Raw genomic sequence first — 15,877 nt, 5'->3', positions numbered from 1 at the left:
CGGTCCTCCCCGCAGGGCGCGGTGGACAGGCGATGCGCCGCGCTCCATCTTGCCCCCGCATCCTCTCTCCGCCCCCGGCTCACACACGCCCATGCCGCTGATCCGACTCGCCCTGCTCCTGGCGCTGGCCCTGCTTCCCGCCTGCGCGCCCGCCGCCGCACAGGCCGGTTCCGCGCGCGCCTCCACCGATACGGCCGCGCTCCGGCGCGCCATCGAGAACGCCTCGGCGGGCTACCAGGGAATCGTGGGCGTCAGCGTGCGAAATCTGGCGACTGGCGAGTCCCTCTCCATCCGCGGCGGCGAGACGTTCTCCAGCGCATCGCTGATCAAGGTGGCCGTCCTGGTGGCGCTGCTGGACGAGGTGGAGAAGGGAACCATGCGGCTGGACGAGCCGCTGTCGATGCTGGCGCGCGACCGGGTGGGGGGCAGCGGCGTCCTTCAGCACTTTCGTCCCGGGCTGCAGCTGACGGTGGAAGACGCGGCGCGGCTGATGATCATCATCTCCGACAACACCGCCACCAACCTGCTGCTCGAAAAGCTGAACATCCGCACCGTGTGGACGAAGATGGAGGCGCTGGGGCTGCCCCACACCAAGATCCACTCCAAGACCTTCAACCGTGCCACCAGCGTGGCGATGGACAGCTCGGTGAAGTACGGGCTGGGCGTCACCACGCCCGACGAGACGGTGGAGCTGTTCGCCCGGCTGCACGCCGGAACCGCCGTGTCGCCGCGCCTGGACTCGCTGGCGATCGCCATCCTGCGTGAGAACGAAGACTGGAACAAGCTCACCCGCTGGCTGCCTGCGGGAGCGCGGGCGGCGCACAAGAGTGGCGACGTGGACCAGGCGAGAAACGACTGTGGTCTCCTCTATGGACCAGATGCCACGGTCGCGATCTGCGTGATGACGCGCGAGAACCGCGACACCTCGTACGCCACCGACAATCCCGCCAACCTCCTGATCGCCCGCATCGGTGCGGAAGTCTACCGCCACTACAACCCGTCGGCCCCGCCACCCGCCATCCCTCAATGACACCAATCCAGGAGAGACGGTGGATGAAGATCGTGCTGCCGGGCGGGTCTGGGCAGGTGGGAACCCTGCTGGCCCGCGCCTTCGTGGCGGACGGGCACGAGGTGGTGGTGCTGTCCCGTGATCCATCGCCCGCCCCGTGGCGGACCGTGCACTGGGACGCGCGCACCGTCGGCGGCTGGGCCGCGGAGCTGGAGGGCGCCGACGCCGTGGTCAACCTGGCGGGCCGCAGCGTCAACTGCCGCTACAACCAGGCGAACCGGCGCGCCATCCTGGAGTCGCGGGTGGATTCCACGCGCGCCGTGGGCGAGGCAATCGCCCGTTGCGCCGAGCCGCCGCGCGTGTGGCTGCAGGCCAGCACCGCGACGATCTACGCTCACCGCTTCGATGCGGCCAACGACGAGGCCACGGGCATCGTCGGGGCGGGGGAGGGCGCGCCCGACACGTGGAAGTTCAGCATCGACGTGGCGCAAGCCTGGGAAGCCGCCCTGATGGATTCCGACACGCCGGCGACGCGAAAGGTGGCGCTGCGCTCGGCCATGGTGATGAGCCCCCATCGCGGCGGCATCTTCGACGTGCTGCTGGGGCTGGTGAGGCGCGGGCTGGGCGGGCGCGCCGGAAGCGGGCGCCAGTACGTCTCGTGGGTGCACGAGGCCGACTTCGTCCGCTCCCTGTACTGGCTGATGGGGCACGGCGAGGTGGAAGGCCCGATCAACATCTCGTCGCCCAACCCGCTGCCCTACGCCGACTTCATGCGCGGCCTGCGCCAGGCGTGGGGCACGCGCGTCGGGCTGCCGGCGAGGGAGTGGATGCTGGAGATCGGCACCTGGCTGATGCGCACCGAGACCGAGCTGGTGCTCAAGAGCCGCCGCGTGGTTCCCGGGCGGCTGCTGGAAGGCGGCTTCGAGTTCCAGTTCCCCCACTGGCCCGAAGCCGCCCGCGACCTGGTGGAGCGCTGGCGGCGGGGCGGGTAAACGTCAGGATTCTACATCCGGGAGCCAGCGGCCCCCGCGAAGCCTTTCCACCCACTCGGGTACGGCAACTCCGCTTTTCGTGTGGACGTCGGCGATAATGTCCAGCAAGTCGTCAGCAGCCCGCGTACGCCCCTCCTCGGGCAGGTCCCCGACCAGCAGCTGGAGAGCGGACCGTTGGTGCGTCCAGCCCACAGCCGGCGCAGCGAATTCACTCGTTTCGCGGTTCGCGAGATACCAGAGCGCGACCTGACGTCGCACCCGCGGATGAGGCGTCGTCTCCGCGTTTATGAATTTCTGGAGTGTCGTTCGGCCGAGCCCGATGGCTGCGGCGACTTGGCGGAGAGAAGAACGCTCCGACTGGTCGAGTGCAAACTCCCTCAGCACGTCCAGAGGCACTGCCCGGTGATCCATCGCGCTGCCCATCCCCACCCCAAAGGTGCTCGGTCCGATTGGCTACTTCGTCCACTATGGCACGAGTGGTGCAAGTGGCCCCTATGGCCTTGCTGGACCTTACGTTAGCTGCGTCCGTGTTGTGCGTTTTCCCACGGGTAGGGTACACTCCAGCAGGCGTGATTGCAAGGTTTTCCTCGGTCCGCCACGGGTGAACCAGCCGGTGTCGACGTGCGCCCCGGCGCCATCTCGCGGATCGAAGAAACGGGCAGCCTCCAGACACTATTCCCGACTCGTGCGACTCATTCGGAAGGGGCGGAACTTGATGGGTGAGCTGAAGGAGATCATCGATACAGGTGGGCAGTCGCTCCTGCGGCTGATCGCGCTCGCATGCATCCTGGTTGTGACGGTGACCTTGGGCTGCGTGGTGTTCAGTGATCTCGACGGAACCCTTGCAGTTGTCGCCGCACTGGTCGTGCTCGTTCTCTTTGTGGCTGGCGGCATTCTTACGGCGAACGGCTGGCTCACCCGGCCCGGGCATCCGCGTGAGCGCGAGGACATCGGCGCGGCCGCCGATGCAGAGGGGACTGGACGGCAGGTGTAGATTCGCAGTGGGTCGGCCGTTTACGGCGAGGAGCCGCCGGCGTCACTGACGTCGGCGGCTCCTGTTTCGATTCGCACCATCGGGGTGAGGGCCCAAGCTTCCGCTCATCCGGAACGTTCCCGAAGGCGAGCGCTACGGGTGCGCGCCCGCTCCCGGCGGCTGGTCGAACACCCGCACGGCGGAGGGGAAGGTGCCGCGCAGCGACGGTGTGGCCGGGCCCTCGCCGGCAACCGCGGCGCCCACGGGCAGCAGGGTGAAGGGCTGGGTATGGATGAGCTTGCTACCCTGGTACGTACGGATCTGCCACGCACCCGGCTCGACCAAGTAGCCGTTCACCGGCACGTCCACCAGCAGGTAGCGCATGCTGAACGAGGCGCCCACCTGCGCCTGTCCCGCGTCCCTGAGCGTACCTCCCGGTGCACGCAGCTCGAACCGGGTCTGGCCCGCCGGCTGGTTCGCAACCTGGAGCCAGAACCGCATGCCTTCGGCATTCAACGGGAATGCGTTCACCGTGGGCGGCCGCTCGAGCAGCATGGCATACGTCAGCGGGTGGTCCGCAATGCCCGCATCCGTCACCTTGAACGCGTCCTGATAGGCGAGCTGGTCCGCCCACAGGCCTTTCGTCGGCGAGCACTCGCCGGCGAAGGGATCGAGAGGCCCTCCATCCTTGCGCACCTCGAAGTGCAGATGCGGCCAGTTGGACCTGCCGGAGCTGCCCACCAGCCCGAGGACCGCGCCACGTCGCACGCTCTCCCCATGGCTGACCGCGACCGAGCCGCGGCGCAGGTGGCCATAGATTGTGCTCAATCCACCGGGGTGGGTGATTTCGACGGCGTTCCCGAACCCACTGGTGCCCTCCCACGTGGTGTTCCGGTCGGGAAGCCCATCACGCACCCACGTCACGGTGCCATCCGCCGCCGCGATCACCGGTACGCCGTTGTCCTGCACCTGGAAGTTGCGCAGCAGGATGTCGACGCCCGTGTGGCCGTCGTACGCCTTCAGGCCGCACGCGTGGTCCCGGGCACCGCCGCCAGGGTCGTGGTCGAGGTACGCGCCGTAGAACAGGTCGGCCATCGGCGCGCCCACGATGGGCGCGGTGAACAGGGAATCATCCTCCGGCGGCCCGGTGGCATCTCTGCAGCCGGCCAGGACTGCAAAGGTCAGGGCTGCGCCGAGCGCGCGCGCGGTGGACATGGTTCCTTTCGGTGGGGATCAAGCGAGGGTGCATCGATTGATAATCGTCCGGGCCACACGCCACAATGCTCCTGTGGCGGTGCCACGATCATGATTGCGGTTTCGCTGCGGCATCGGCAGGAATGCACGGTTCAGCGTCGATCAGTGATGCGTCCTACGTGCGGCACGTCCTGACGGTTCGCCTAGCAGGTTCGGCGCGTGCCCTTTCCCCCTGCGGCGCGCCGCGGATCCCCTGCTCGCGCTGCAACCCTTCCGCATCTCCGCGCTACCCAGTGGGAGGAGTATCCCCACCACCCTCCCATGGCTGTCCAGCACCCCGGAGAGCAGCAATGGTCGTCCTGAGAATCGCGGTCGCGGCGGTCGCCCTTGCCGTCGCCACACCGTCCCCTGCACAGGCACCCGCACCGAATTCCGCCGACACGACGGCGTCCGAACTCCTCGGGCTATGGCGCGCGGTTCGGCGTTTCGGCCCCGACGAACGGGGCGTGCTGCTCATGGAGCGGCGGGAGGATGGCTGGGTCGCAGACTTCCATGGCTGGCGGATTCCCGTGACGCAGCACGGAGGGGTGCTATCGTTCGCGGTTCCGGGGGGCCGTGGCTCCTTTCGCGCTCGCCTCAACGCCGGCGGTGGCCTGGTGAACGGACAATGGTTCCAGCCGTCTTCACCGGTTGCGCCTGCATTCGGGACGGGGATCCGCTTCCAGCCGGATGGCCCCGCGCGCTGGCGCGGCGAGGTGTTGCCCGTCGAAGATGCCTTCACGCTCTACCTCATGGTCGAGCGCCGGGCCGACGGGACGGTTGGCGCGTTCATCCGGAATCCCGACCGGAACATCGGGATCAACCTCGGAGTGGATCGCCTGGAGCGGGAGGGGGAGAGCGTTCGGCTGATCGGCCGCCGCCCGGGACGGCCGTCGCCGGAACCCGTCATGAGCGGGAGCTTCGATGCCGGGTCAGGCGTTCTCCGGCTCTACCTGCGGGAACGCGGTGGAACGTACGATTTTCGCCGCGAGGGAGACCACAGCCATTTCTGGCCGCGGGGCCGAAATCCTGGGCAGTACACCTACGAGCCGCCCGCGGCGCTCGGTGACGGCTGGCCCGTAGGCACGCTGGAAGAGGCCGGCGTCGACAGCGGAGCGATCGAGGCGTTCATCCAGATGATCCTGGACACCCCGATGTCGTCGGTGAACGCTCCTGAAGTGCACGGCATCCTCATCGCACGTAGCGGCCGTCTCGTGCTCGAGGAGTACTTCCACGGGTACGATCGAGATCGCCTTCACGACACGCGTTCGGCCAGCAAGAGCCTGACGGCCACCCTCGTCGGCGCCGCGCTCGAGAATTCACCCCGGTTCCACCTGGATGACCCGGTCTACCGCATCATGAACGGCGGCCGGTTTCCGGCGGAACTCGAGGCACGCAAGCGCGCGATGACGCTCGAGCACCTGCTGATGATGAGCTCCGGGATTCACTGTGACGACGGCGCTCCGGACGCGCCGGGCAACGAAGACGGGATGCTCGATCAGGAGGAGGAGCCGGACTTCTACCGGTACTACATGGGGATGCCGATGGATCGGGACCCCGGCGAACGGTCCATCTACTGCAGCGGCGACCCCAACCTCGCCCTCGGAGTGATGAGCCGAGCCACCAGCGAGCACCCGATGGACCTCTTCGACCGATTGCTCGGGGCGCCGCTCGGCATCCGGCGGCATGGCTGGTATCTGTCGCCATCGCTGCAGCCTTATGGCGGCGGCAGCGTGCAGATCTCGCCTCGCGACTTCATGAAGATGGGCCAGTTGATGTTGAACGGCGGTACATGGAACGGCCGCCGCATTCTACCGGAGTGGTTCGTACAGCGTGCTTCTTCGCCGCTTTGCCCGCTCAATCGAGTCGGGTACGGCTATCTCTGGTGGGTCGCGGACTTTCCGTACGGTGAGCGGCAGGTGCGTGGATACTGGGCCGGGGGAAACGGCGGCCAGGGAGTCATGGTCGTTCCCGAACTGGACATGGTCGTCGCCACGTTCGGCGGGAGCTACGGCACTCAGGTCGGATTGGAGATCCAGCAGGCCTATCCAGCGAGATGGATCATTCCAGCGGCGCGCCGGGACGATGACCGGCGAACGAGAGTGGATGTGCCGGCTCCTTTCGAGCTGACCTATGGGCGGCAGCGGCCGGCGCCCGCATGTTCGAGGTAGTGGCCGAGCCATCACGCGCCTGGTGACTGATCGGGATTGGCTGGTCGGCGCTTTTCGGAACGCCGCTGATCGCGCGGAGGCGGGGACTGGACGGGGGTTGTAGATTCCGTTGATCCGTGGCAGTTTAGGACGAGGAGCCGCCGACGCCACCGACGCCGGCGGCTCGCGTTTCAGTCGGCGGAAATCGGCAGGCGCAACCCATCGGGGCCGCGGGGTCTGAACGGAACATGAGCGACGGAAATCACACCAACAGCTACAATCCCGCCGAAGTCGAGCGGAAGTGGCAGGCGCGCTGGGACGAGCGGGGTACCAACGCGTGGACGGACGAGGCGCTGCGGTCCGCGGAAAAGCCCTTCTACAACCTGATGATGTTCCCGTACCCCTCGGCCGAGGGGCTTCACGTGGGCAACATCTACGCGTTCGCGGGGGCCGACATCTACGGCCGCTTCAAGCGCCTGCAGGGATACCAGGTGTTCGAGCCCATCGGCTTCGACGCGTTCGGCATCCACAGCGAGAACTTCGCGCTGAAGCAGGGGATTCATCCCACGGAGCTGATCCCGCGCAACGTCGAGCGGTTCACGCGCCAGCTGCGGCGCGTGGGGCTGATGTACGACTGGAACCACACGGTCGACACCACCACGCCCGATTACTATCGGTGGACGCAGTGGATCTTCCTGCAGCTGTACAAGGCCGGCCTCGCCGAGAAGAAGGCCGCCCCGGTGAACTGGTGTCCGTCGTGCAACACCGTCCTGGCCAACGAGCAGGTGGTGGGCGGCGAGTGCGAGCGCTGCGGCACCGCGGTGGAGATGCGCTTCCTGTCGCAGTGGTTCTTCAAGATCACGAACTACGCGGGCAAGCTGCTCGACAACCTCAAGACGCTGGACTGGTCCGACACCACGCGCAAGGCCCAGGAAAACTGGATCGGCCGCAGCGAGGGCGCCGAGCTGGCGTTTCCCATCGCGCGCCGCAAGGTGGCCGACGACCGGCACGAGGCCGCGCAGGTTGAGGCCGAGCGGCCGGTGATCCGCGTGTTCACCACCCGTCCCGACACGGTGTTCGGCGCCACGTACATGGTGCTGGCCCCGGAGCACCCGCTGGTGGACCGCGTCACCACGCCCGAACGGCGGGACGCGGTGGACGCGTACCGCCGGCAGGCGTCGGCCCAGGACCTGGTGACGCGCAAGAAGACCGACAAGTCCAAGACGGGCGTGTGGACGGGCGGCCACGCCGTGAACCCGGCCACCAGGCAGGAGATCCCCGTCTGGATCGCCGACTACGTGCTGATGGAGTACGGCACCGGCGCCATCATGGCCGTTCCCGGGCACGACGAGCGCGACTTCGAGTTCGCCACGGAGTTCGGCCTGCCCATCATCCGCGTGGTGGCGGGTGAGGGCGACGGAGCGGATACGCCGCTGGCCGCGGCGTACACCGGGCCGGGGCGGCTGGTGAACAGCGGCCAATTCGAGGGCACGGACGTCGGGGAGGCCAAGTCCGCCGTCACCGAGTGGCTGGCGTCGATGGGCGTGGGTGAAAAGCGGATCAACTACCGCCTGCACGACTGGACGATCAGCCGGCAGCGGTACTGGGGCCCGCCCATCCCCATCCTGTACTGCGACGAGTGCGGCATCGTCCCCGTGCCCGAAGACCAGCTGCCCGTGGTCCTGCCCTTCGTGGAAGACTTCAAGCCCGACGCCTCCGGCATCTCGCCCCTGGCCCGGCACGAGGAGTGGTACCTGACCGAGTGCCCGACGTGCGGGGGCAAGGCGCGGCGCGAGACGGACGTCAGCGACACCTTCCTGGACAGCGCCTGGTACTTCCTGCGCTACCCCAGCGCCGGGAACGAACAGGTGCCGTTCGATCCCGCCATCACGCGCACCTGGCTGCCGGTGGACAGCTACATCGGCGGCAACGAGCACGCGGTGCTGCACCTGCTGTACGCGCGCTTCGTCACCATGGCGCTCAGGGACATGGGACACGTGGACTTCGAGGAGCCGTTCACCCGCTTCCGCGCGCATGGGCTGATCGTCAAGGACGGGTCGAAGATGTCCAAGTCGCGCGGCAACGTGGTGGTGCCCGACGACTACATCGCGGAGTGGGGCGCCGACACCTTCCGCACGTACCTGATGTTCCTGGGGCCGTACCAGGAAGGCGGCGACTTCCGCGACAGCGGCATCACCGGCCCGTACAACTTCCTCACGCGCCTGTGGGACTCGGCGCTGACGGCGGAGGACCGCGAGCTTGACCGCGACGTAGAGCAGAAGCTTCACGCCACCATCCGCAAGGTGACGGAAGACCTGGAGGTGCTCTCGTACAACACCGCCGTCGCGGCGATGATGGAGTACCTGAACGTGGTCCGCGCGGGCGGCCGCACCCCGGAACGGGGGGCGGTGGAGCCGCTGGTGCGCCTGGTGGCCCCGTTCGCGCCCCACATGGCCGAGGAGCTGTGGGAGCGGATGGGCGGCGAGGGCTCCATCTTCGACGGGGCGTCGTGGCCGGAGTTCGACGCCGCCAAGGCCGTGGCCGACACGGTGGAGTTCGTGGTGCAGGTGAACGGAAAGGTGCGCGCGCGCATGCCCATGGCCCGCGGCATCGCCGAGGCGCAGGCGCGCGACGCGGCCCTGGCGGACGCCCACGTGCGCCGGTGGATCGAGGACAAGCAGGTGCGCAAGACGGTGTTCGTTCCCGACCGCCTGGTGAACCTGGTCGTCGGCTGAGCAGACCCGTCGCGCCACGATGTGGAGAGACCCCGGCCCCGAGCGATCGGCGCCGGGGTCTCTCCCGTTTTCGGCGCCACTAGATGTGAGCGGTGCTCACATACGTTTCCATGCGACAGACCGGTGTCTTCGTTCTACAGCCATACGAGCGCATCGATGCAGGTATTCAAGGCAAGCTCGCCCCGCGACCGCGTGTCGGGGGCTTCGGTCCAGGCGTTCGTAGCGGCGCTGGGATTCTTCGGCCCACGGGGGGTGCAGATCCTCTCCGAGAACGGCATTCCCGACCCGCAGCCCACGGAGTGGTATCCGTGGCAGGCGTACCTGGACGCGCAACGCACGGTGTACGAGAAGGTGGGCCCCAACACCCTGGCCCGGGTGGGTCGAAAGCTGGTGCAGGAGACCACCTTTCCGCCGGCGCTGGACTCCATCCACCAGGCGCTCTCCACCTTGGACGCCGACTACCACACGCGGCACGAGGGGAGCGACGTGGGCGGCTTTCGCTACACGCGTACGGGCGACCGCTCGTGCACCGTGGAGGTGCGCAACCCGTACCCGTGCGAGCTGGACCGCAACGTGGTCGAGGAGCTGTCCCAGCGCTTCAAGCCCGGCGACTCGCCGGCCGTCTTCGTCAGCCACGCCGACGAGGCCCGCTGCCGAAAGCGCGGGGCCGACGCCTGCCTGCTGGCCGTGAAGTGGTGAGCCGGGGCGTGGCATGATGGTCGGTTGCGGAGGAGCCGGGCGCGGCTCCTCCTTTTTCGCTCGGGCCGGGAGGACTGGAGCACGGGCCCGGATTGCTTATCTTGGGGAGAGTGCGAACCCGCGAGGTGAGACGATGAGTGCGCCGATCGAGGCTCCCAACGTTCAGGTGACGCTGCCCGCCCACCCACCCGCGCCGGCGCGGGTGGGGCTGGTGCCGCAGCCGCTGCCCGGGCGCGCGTTCAAGGCGCTGCTCTCGCTGGCGTTCTTCTGGGGCGTGATCCCGTACTCCGTGTGGGTTCCGCCGCACTACCCGTGGCCGGCGGTGTGCGTGTGCGCCGGCGGGTTCCTGGCGCACCTGTTCTGGACCGGGCGCTACCGCGTGCTCTGGTTCCTGGGGGTGTGCCCGCGCTGCGGAAAGCACCTTCGCATCGCGTCGGGAACGCGCATCGCGCTTCCGCACACGCTCACCTGCTTCGCCTGCCACTTCGAGCCCGTGCTGCGGGTGCAGGAGCCCGCGGAGGCGCCCCCCGAGGCATTGCTGCGCCACCTGAAGCCCGAGTGCACCGGCAGCTGGAGCGAGGGATGGATGTGGGACGAGCGCTTCCTTTCGTGCGACGGGTGCGGCGCGCGGCAGCCCGCCACCCCGGAGCTGCGCCGCGTGGCCGGCGACGAGAACGAGCGGGGCGCGCTGCTGCGGCGGCTGGCCGACGAAGGGCGCTTCCTGAGCTGACCCCGGCCAACGAAAAAACCAGTTCTTGTCAAGGCCTTGAAAAGATCGGGGATCGGTTTATACTTGTGCCGTCGCCGCCGGGGACACGGGCGGTGAACGCGAAAACCGGCCAGTGGGGTTGACGCGGACCGGTGAGGGTGATAGATTCGGTGTCCTTGTCGCGGGGTGGAGCAGCTTGGTAGCTCGTCGGGCTCATAACCCGAAGGTCGCGGGTTCGAATCCCGCCCCCGCTATGCCGGACCCCGCCGCCGCAGCCGGGCGGCTTTTTGTTGGGAAAGCAAGGGTTGAGGGCCAGGTAGCTCAGTTGGTAGAGCACACGACTGAAAATCGTGGTGTCGGGGGTTCGACTCCCTCCCTGGCCACCTGAACGCCGTAGGTCAGTAGCTCAATTGGTAGAGCACCGGTCTCCAAAACCGGCGGTTGGGGGTTCGATTCCCTCCTGGCCTGCTTGGGTGCTCGCGTAGCTCAGCCGGCAGAGCACTTCCTTGGTAAGGAAGAGGTCATGGGTTCGAGTCCCATCGCGAGCTTGAAGGGTATGCTCCCATCGTCTATCGGTTAGGACACGACCCTTTCAAGGTTGAGAGCGGGGTTCGACTCCCCGTGGGAGCGTCGGGTAGCAGTGGTAGTGCGGGCATAGCTCAGTTGGTAGAGCGCAACCTTGCCAAGGTTGAGGTCGCCAGTTCGAATCTGGTTGCCCGCTCCTGGCCGGAGATGAAGACTCCGGGGTACAAGTCAAACGCAAGGGGCCGTAGCTCAGTCGGTTAGAGTGCCGGACTGTCACTCCGGAGGTCGCGGGTTCGAGTCCCGTCGGCCCCGTTCGCGGGAAGGTTTGAAAATCCGGGTTGGTTTCCGCCCTTTCGCGGCGGTCTGGGGCCGTAGCTCAGTTGGGAGAGCGCTTGAATGGCATTCAAGAGGTCAGGGGTTCGATTCCCCTCGGCTCCATTGGCACGCAGTGAGCACCAAAGCGGTGGGGTGGCCGAGTGGCTAATGGCAGCAGACTGTAAATCTGCCGGGCTAAGCCCTACGTAGGTTCGAATCCTACCCCCACCACTTCGGGCGGTTAGCTCAGTTGGTTAGAGCGCCACGTTGACATCGTGGAGGTCACAAGTTCGAGTCTTGTACCGCCCACTCGCGCTGGTTTTTGGGGCTGTAGCTCAGATGGGAGAGCGCTGCAATCGCACTGCAGAGGTCAGGGGTTCGATTCCCCTCAGCTCCACTTCGTTCCAACGGACGTTGCCACCGTAGCTCAGGGGTAGAGCACTCGATTCGTAATCGAGCGGTCGTCGGTTCAATTCCGACCGGTGGCTCTGGTGCAACCGCGGCAGTGGGTTTACATTCGGTAGGCCGTGCGGGAGTAGCTCAGTTGGCAGAGCATCAGCTTCCCAAGCTGAGGGTCGCGGGTTCGAATCCCGTCTCCCGCTTCGTTTTTGACAATCCGGTTTTGGTGCCCTCTGGTGTAATTGGCAACACGCCTGACTCTGACTCAGGAAAGTCCAGGTTCGATCCCTGGGGGGGCAATGGAGGAAAGGTGCGCGTGGTGGGCTGCCGCGCGTGCACGGTACTGGAGAGGTGGGTGAGTGGCTAAAACCAACGGTTTGCTAAACCGTCGTGCCCAAAAGGCACACGCGGGTTCGAATCCCGCCCTCTCCGCTCCGTCTTGGACCGGTGTCCGAGCGGCTTAAGGAGCACGATTGGAAATCGTGTGGGGTTAACAGCCCTCGTGGGTTCGAATCCCACCCGGTCCGCTCCGTGGGAAGTATTCGGGACGTGGCTCAGCCCGGTAGAGCACTCGCTTCGGGAGCGAGGGGTCGCCGGTTCAAATCCGGCCGTCCCGACTGACAAGTCGGTTGTGTGGGAGGCGTAGTCTAACTGGTAAGGCACCGCACTCGAAATGCGGCGGGCGCAAGCCTTTGGGGGTTCGAGTCCCTCCGCCTCCGCTGTGTCGACATCATCAGAACGGCCCCTCTGCCCCTCGCGGGTGGAGGGGCCGTTTTGCGTTGTACGTATGCCTTGGCCTGCGCCCTGGCCGCGTGCGGCGACGTTTCCCTTGTGCGGCCTCGCCCCGCGTTCTATCATCCGAAAACTCCGTATACTCCGCCGCATGCCGCGCGCGGCCACACACCACCACGACCAACGTTCGCCCGTCCCACGGACCAGTGCCGCGGCCCGTCTCCGCGTCCTCCCTCCGTGGCCTCGCCGGTTCGGTGTCAGTCCGGTTCACCACTCCGTCCGTCCCTTTCCACTTAGCCCCTCGGAGGTGTTCCTCGTGAAAATCGTTCGTCTACTCTGTGCGTCCGCTCTCGCCGTTCTTGCCTGCGCGTTCGACGCGGGCCCGGCGGCGGCGCAGGCGGGCACGGTCACCGGCCGCGTGACCGACGCCAGCTCCGGCCAGCCGGTTCCCGCCGCCCAGGTGCGGGTTGCGGGCTCCACCCTGGGCACGCTCACCAACGAGAGCGGCACCTATACCCTTCGCGGCGTGCCCGCGGGCACGGCCACCGTGCGCGTGCTCACCATCGGCTATGGCGAGAGCAGCCAGCCGGTGACGGTGTCGGCCGGGGGAACGGCGACCGCCAACTTCGCCCTGCGGGCCTCGACGATCGCGCTGAACCCGGTGGTGGTGACCGCCACCGGCGAGCAGCGGCGCGTGGAGGTGGGCAACGCCGTCTCGCAGATCCAGGCCGCCGAGGTGGTGGAGCGGAGCTCGGTGCAGAACGTGGGAGACCTGCTGACCTCCCGCACCCCCGGCGTGATGGTGGTGGGCGGCACGCAGACCGGCGCGGGCGTGCGGGTGCGGGTGCGCGGCACCAGCTCGCTTTCGCTTTCCAACAACCCCATCTACGTGATCGACGGCGTTCGCGTGGAGGGGAGCACCGGGTCCAGCACGGTGAGCGTGGGCGGCACCACGCCCAGCCGCGTGGGCGACCTGAACCCCGAGGAGATCCAGTCGATCGAGGTGGTTCGCGGACCGTCGGCGGCCACGCTGTACGGCACCGACGCGGCGAACGGGGTGATCGTGATCACCACCAAGCGGGGCGTGGCGGGTCCGCCGCGGTGGACGTACTACACCGAGCAGACCGCCATCGAGGACCGCAACGACTATCCGCTGGCGTACCACGGGTGGACGGCCGCGTCGAAGCCCAACAACGTCACGCAGTGCACGCTGGCCCAGAGGGCCGCGCCTGCACCGGGCAATTGCATCCAGGACAGCGTCACCGCGTACAGCCCCACGCGCGACCCCCAGGCCACCCCGTTCGGCAGGGGCTACCGCCAGCAGCACGGCCTGCAGGTGCGCGGCGGCTCGGAGTCCATGCGCTACTTCCTGCACGGCGAGTGGGAAGACGAGGACGGCGTGACGCAGGTGCCCCAGTTCGAGCGGAACTACCTGGCGGCGCGCGGCCTTTCGCTGCTTCCGGAGCAGCGCAGCCCCAACCACTTCGGCCGCATCACCGGGCGCGCCAACTTCAACATCACGCTCCCGCGGAACAGCGACCTGGCGGTCAGCGCCGGCTACACGTCGCAGGACCTGCGGCTGCCGATGAGCGACGACGCGGGCACCGCCGGCATCGCCGCCAACATCTACGGCGGCCCCGGCTTCAAGCACAACATCAACCCGACCACGGGCGACAGCCTGTTCGGCTGGCGCGAGTTCACCCCCCGGCGGGTGTACCAGGCCGTCACCACGCAGTCCATCGAGCGGCTGATCACCTCGGTGGCGGGGAACACGCGCCCGGCCGAGTGGCTGACGCTGCGCGGCAGCGCCGGGCTGGACTTCACGCAGCGCACCGACAACCAGCTGTGCCGCTTTTCGCAGTGCGTGGGGGCCGACACCCTGGGCTACAAGATCGACAACCGCGCGAACTTCTTCGTGTACACGCTGGACGCGGCGAGCACCGCCACGCGGCAGTTCGGCCGTGACGTGGAGTCGCAGACCACGGCCGGCGTGCAGTACTACCGCAACGTGTTCAACCGCAACGGCGCGCGCGGCAACCAGCTCCCGCCGACCGCGATCACCGTGGGCTCGGGCGCGGTGAAGTTCGCCGACGAGACCACCAGCGAGAGCCGCACCCTGGGCGGCTACATCGAGCAGCGGGTGAGCCTTCGCGACCGCCTGTTCCTGACCGGCGCCGTGCGCTCGGACCGGAACAGCGCCTTCGGGGCCCAGTTCGAGACGGTGTTCTACCCCAAGCTGTCGGCGTCGTGGGTCCTCTCCGACGAGCCCTTCTTCCCGGGCCTCGGCTTCGTCGACCAGCTTCGCCTGCGCAGCGCGTACGGCGCCTCGGGCGTGCAGCCGGGCACCATCGACGCGCTGCCGTACTTCAGCACCACCACCCTCCTGGGGGAGAGCGGCGAGCGGCCGGGGATCGTGTTCAGCGCCCTGGGCAACCCCGACCTGCGGCCGGAGCGCTCGACGGAGTTCGAGGCGGGCATCGACGGCACCTTCTTCAACAGCCGCCTGACCACCGAGATCACCTACTACAACAAGCTCTCGCGCGACGCGCTGATCGAGCGGGTGCTTCCGCCCTCCGCGGGCACCGGCGGCACGGTGCGCTTCGAGAACCTGGGCGAGGTGCGCAACAAGGGGTGGGAGGGCCTGGTGAACGCGCAGGTCGTGCAGAGCGACGCCTTCGGCTGGGACATGAGCCTGAACGGCACGACCAACGACAACGAGCTGGAAAGCCTGGGCGGCGAGGCATCCATCGTCATCAGCAGCACGCTGCGCAACGTCGAGGGCTATCCGCTGAACGGCTGGTGGTCGCGCCGCCTGACGGGCTACGAGGACAAGGACGGCGACAACATCATCGAGTACGACACCGCCGCGGCGCGCAGCGAGGTGTTCGTCAGCGACAGCGTGGAGTTCCTGGGCCACTCGGCACCCCGGTGGGAAGCCGCGCTGACCAACGGCTTCGACTTCTGGCAGAAGCGGTTCCGCCTGTCGGCGATGGTGGACTACAAGGGCGGCCACATGATCTACAACAACACCGACCGCATCCGCTGCGCCAGCCGCAACAACTGCCGCGGGCTGGTGGACCCGGCGGCCCCGCTCGACGAGCAGGCGCGCGTGGTGGCCGTGCGGCAGCACCCGAGCAAGACGGTGGCCGGGTTCATCGAGCCGGGCGACTTCATCCGCTTCCGCGAGCTGTCGCTGAGCTTCGACGCGCCGGAGAGCCTGGCGGCGCGCGTGCTGGGAAGCCGGCAGGTGACGGCCACCTTCGCCGCCCGCAACTTGGGGATCCTGTGGACCCGCTACTCGGGGGTGGACCCCGAGGCGTTCGGCACCACGGGCGACGCGCCGTCGTCGTTCCAGGCGTTCGCGCCCCCCACCTACTTCACCTTCCGCCTGACCCTTGGCCTGTAG

9 protein-coding genes and 18 tRNA genes are annotated in these 15,877 nt (G+C 67.8%); 26 read left to right on the top strand and 1 reads right to left on the bottom strand.

The window, feature by feature from the left end; translation table 11 throughout:
* The first annotated feature begins 91 nt into the window (after positions 1–91).
* The 3 genes from VGB24_RS20520 (at position 92) to VGB24_RS20510 (ending at position 2,995) form a co-directional block, all read left to right on the top strand.
* Positions 92–1,030 carry a serine hydrolase gene (locus VGB24_RS20520; protein WP_331074796.1) on the top strand — a complete coding sequence of 313 codons (939 nt, stop codon included), beginning with the start codon at positions 92–94 and terminating at the stop codon, positions 1,028–1,030.
* Between the two features lie 23 nt (positions 1,031–1,053).
* Positions 1,054–2,001 (top strand): TIGR01777 family oxidoreductase, encoded by a 948-nt coding sequence (locus tag VGB24_RS20515; protein ID WP_331074795.1) that lies wholly within the window; start codon positions 1,054–1,056, stop codon positions 1,999–2,001.
* 715 nt (positions 2,002–2,716) lie between these two features.
* Entirely contained in the window at positions 2,717–2,995 is a 279-nt protein-coding gene (locus tag VGB24_RS20510; protein WP_331074794.1) for a hypothetical protein, read from the top strand.
* Between the two features lie 132 nt (positions 2,996–3,127).
* Here the strand turns inward: VGB24_RS20510 and VGB24_RS20505 are convergent, their stop codons facing one another.
* Entirely contained in the window at positions 3,128–4,189 is a 1,062-nt protein-coding gene (locus VGB24_RS20505; RefSeq protein WP_331074793.1) for a M23 family metallopeptidase, read from the bottom strand.
* 329 nt (positions 4,190–4,518) lie between these two features.
* Between VGB24_RS20505 and VGB24_RS20500 the strand changes: the two genes are divergently transcribed.
* The 23 genes from VGB24_RS20500 (at position 4,519) to VGB24_RS20390 (ending at position 15,877) form a co-directional block, all read left to right on the top strand.
* Complete coding sequence (locus VGB24_RS20500) at positions 4,519–6,378, top strand: serine hydrolase (protein ID WP_331074792.1); 1,860 nt, start codon at positions 4,519–4,521, stop codon at positions 6,376–6,378.
* 227 nt (positions 6,379–6,605) lie between these two features.
* Positions 6,606–9,092 carry a leucine--tRNA ligase gene (gene leuS, locus VGB24_RS20495; RefSeq protein WP_331074791.1) on the top strand — a complete coding sequence of 829 codons (2,487 nt, stop codon included), beginning with the start codon at positions 6,606–6,608 and terminating at the stop codon, positions 9,090–9,092.
* 156 nt (positions 9,093–9,248) lie between these two features.
* Positions 9,249–9,791: a hypothetical protein gene (locus VGB24_RS20490; RefSeq protein ID WP_331074790.1), complete on the top strand. Its 543-nt coding sequence runs from the start codon at positions 9,249–9,251 to the stop codon at positions 9,789–9,791.
* Between the two features lie 133 nt (positions 9,792–9,924).
* Positions 9,925–10,521, top strand: a complete 597-nt coding sequence (locus VGB24_RS20485) for a hypothetical protein (RefSeq protein WP_331074789.1) — start codon at positions 9,925–9,927, stop codon at positions 10,519–10,521.
* A gap of 159 nt (positions 10,522–10,680) precedes the next feature.
* Positions 10,681–10,754 (top strand) — tRNA-Met (locus VGB24_RS20480).
* A 56-nt stretch (positions 10,755–10,810) separates the two neighbouring features.
* Positions 10,811–10,883, top strand: a tRNA-Phe gene (locus VGB24_RS20475).
* Between the two features lie 12 nt (positions 10,884–10,895).
* Positions 10,896–10,968 (top strand) — tRNA-Trp (locus tag VGB24_RS20470).
* A 7-nt stretch (positions 10,969–10,975) separates the two neighbouring features.
* Positions 10,976–11,048 (top strand) — tRNA-Thr (locus tag VGB24_RS20465).
* A 10-nt stretch (positions 11,049–11,058) separates the two neighbouring features.
* A tRNA-Glu gene (locus VGB24_RS20460) sits at positions 11,059–11,130 on the top strand.
* An 18-nt stretch (positions 11,131–11,148) separates the two neighbouring features.
* Positions 11,149–11,221, top strand: a tRNA-Gly gene (locus VGB24_RS20455).
* 42 nt (positions 11,222–11,263) lie between these two features.
* A tRNA-Asp gene (locus tag VGB24_RS20450) sits at positions 11,264–11,337 on the top strand.
* 53 nt (positions 11,338–11,390) lie between these two features.
* Positions 11,391–11,463 (top strand) — tRNA-Ala (locus VGB24_RS20445).
* A gap of 24 nt (positions 11,464–11,487) precedes the next feature.
* A tRNA-Tyr gene (locus tag VGB24_RS20440) sits at positions 11,488–11,571 on the top strand.
* 4 nt (positions 11,572–11,575) lie between these two features.
* Positions 11,576–11,649: transfer RNA gene (locus VGB24_RS20435), tRNA-Val, on the top strand.
* A 15-nt stretch (positions 11,650–11,664) separates the two neighbouring features.
* Positions 11,665–11,737: transfer RNA gene (locus VGB24_RS20430), tRNA-Ala, on the top strand.
* 19 nt (positions 11,738–11,756) lie between these two features.
* A tRNA-Thr gene (locus VGB24_RS20425) sits at positions 11,757–11,828 on the top strand.
* A 41-nt stretch (positions 11,829–11,869) separates the two neighbouring features.
* A tRNA-Gly gene (locus tag VGB24_RS20420) sits at positions 11,870–11,942 on the top strand.
* A gap of 24 nt (positions 11,943–11,966) precedes the next feature.
* A tRNA-Gln gene (locus VGB24_RS20415) sits at positions 11,967–12,039 on the top strand.
* A 45-nt stretch (positions 12,040–12,084) separates the two neighbouring features.
* Positions 12,085–12,171, top strand: a tRNA-Ser gene (locus tag VGB24_RS20410).
* 9 nt (positions 12,172–12,180) lie between these two features.
* Positions 12,181–12,266: transfer RNA gene (locus VGB24_RS20405), tRNA-Ser, on the top strand.
* 16 nt (positions 12,267–12,282) lie between these two features.
* Positions 12,283–12,356: transfer RNA gene (locus VGB24_RS20400), tRNA-Pro, on the top strand.
* A gap of 19 nt (positions 12,357–12,375) precedes the next feature.
* A tRNA-Ser gene (locus tag VGB24_RS20395) sits at positions 12,376–12,458 on the top strand.
* A 329-nt stretch (positions 12,459–12,787) separates the two neighbouring features.
* Positions 12,788–15,877 (top strand): SusC/RagA family TonB-linked outer membrane protein, encoded by a 3,090-nt coding sequence (locus VGB24_RS20390; RefSeq protein WP_331074788.1) that lies wholly within the window; start codon positions 12,788–12,790, stop codon positions 15,875–15,877.

The organism is Longimicrobium sp. (assembly GCF_036399935.1).
Classification (GTDB): domain Bacteria; phylum Gemmatimonadota; class Gemmatimonadetes; order Longimicrobiales; family Longimicrobiaceae; genus Longimicrobium.
This window is presented reverse-complemented; position numbering and strand designations above follow the sequence as displayed.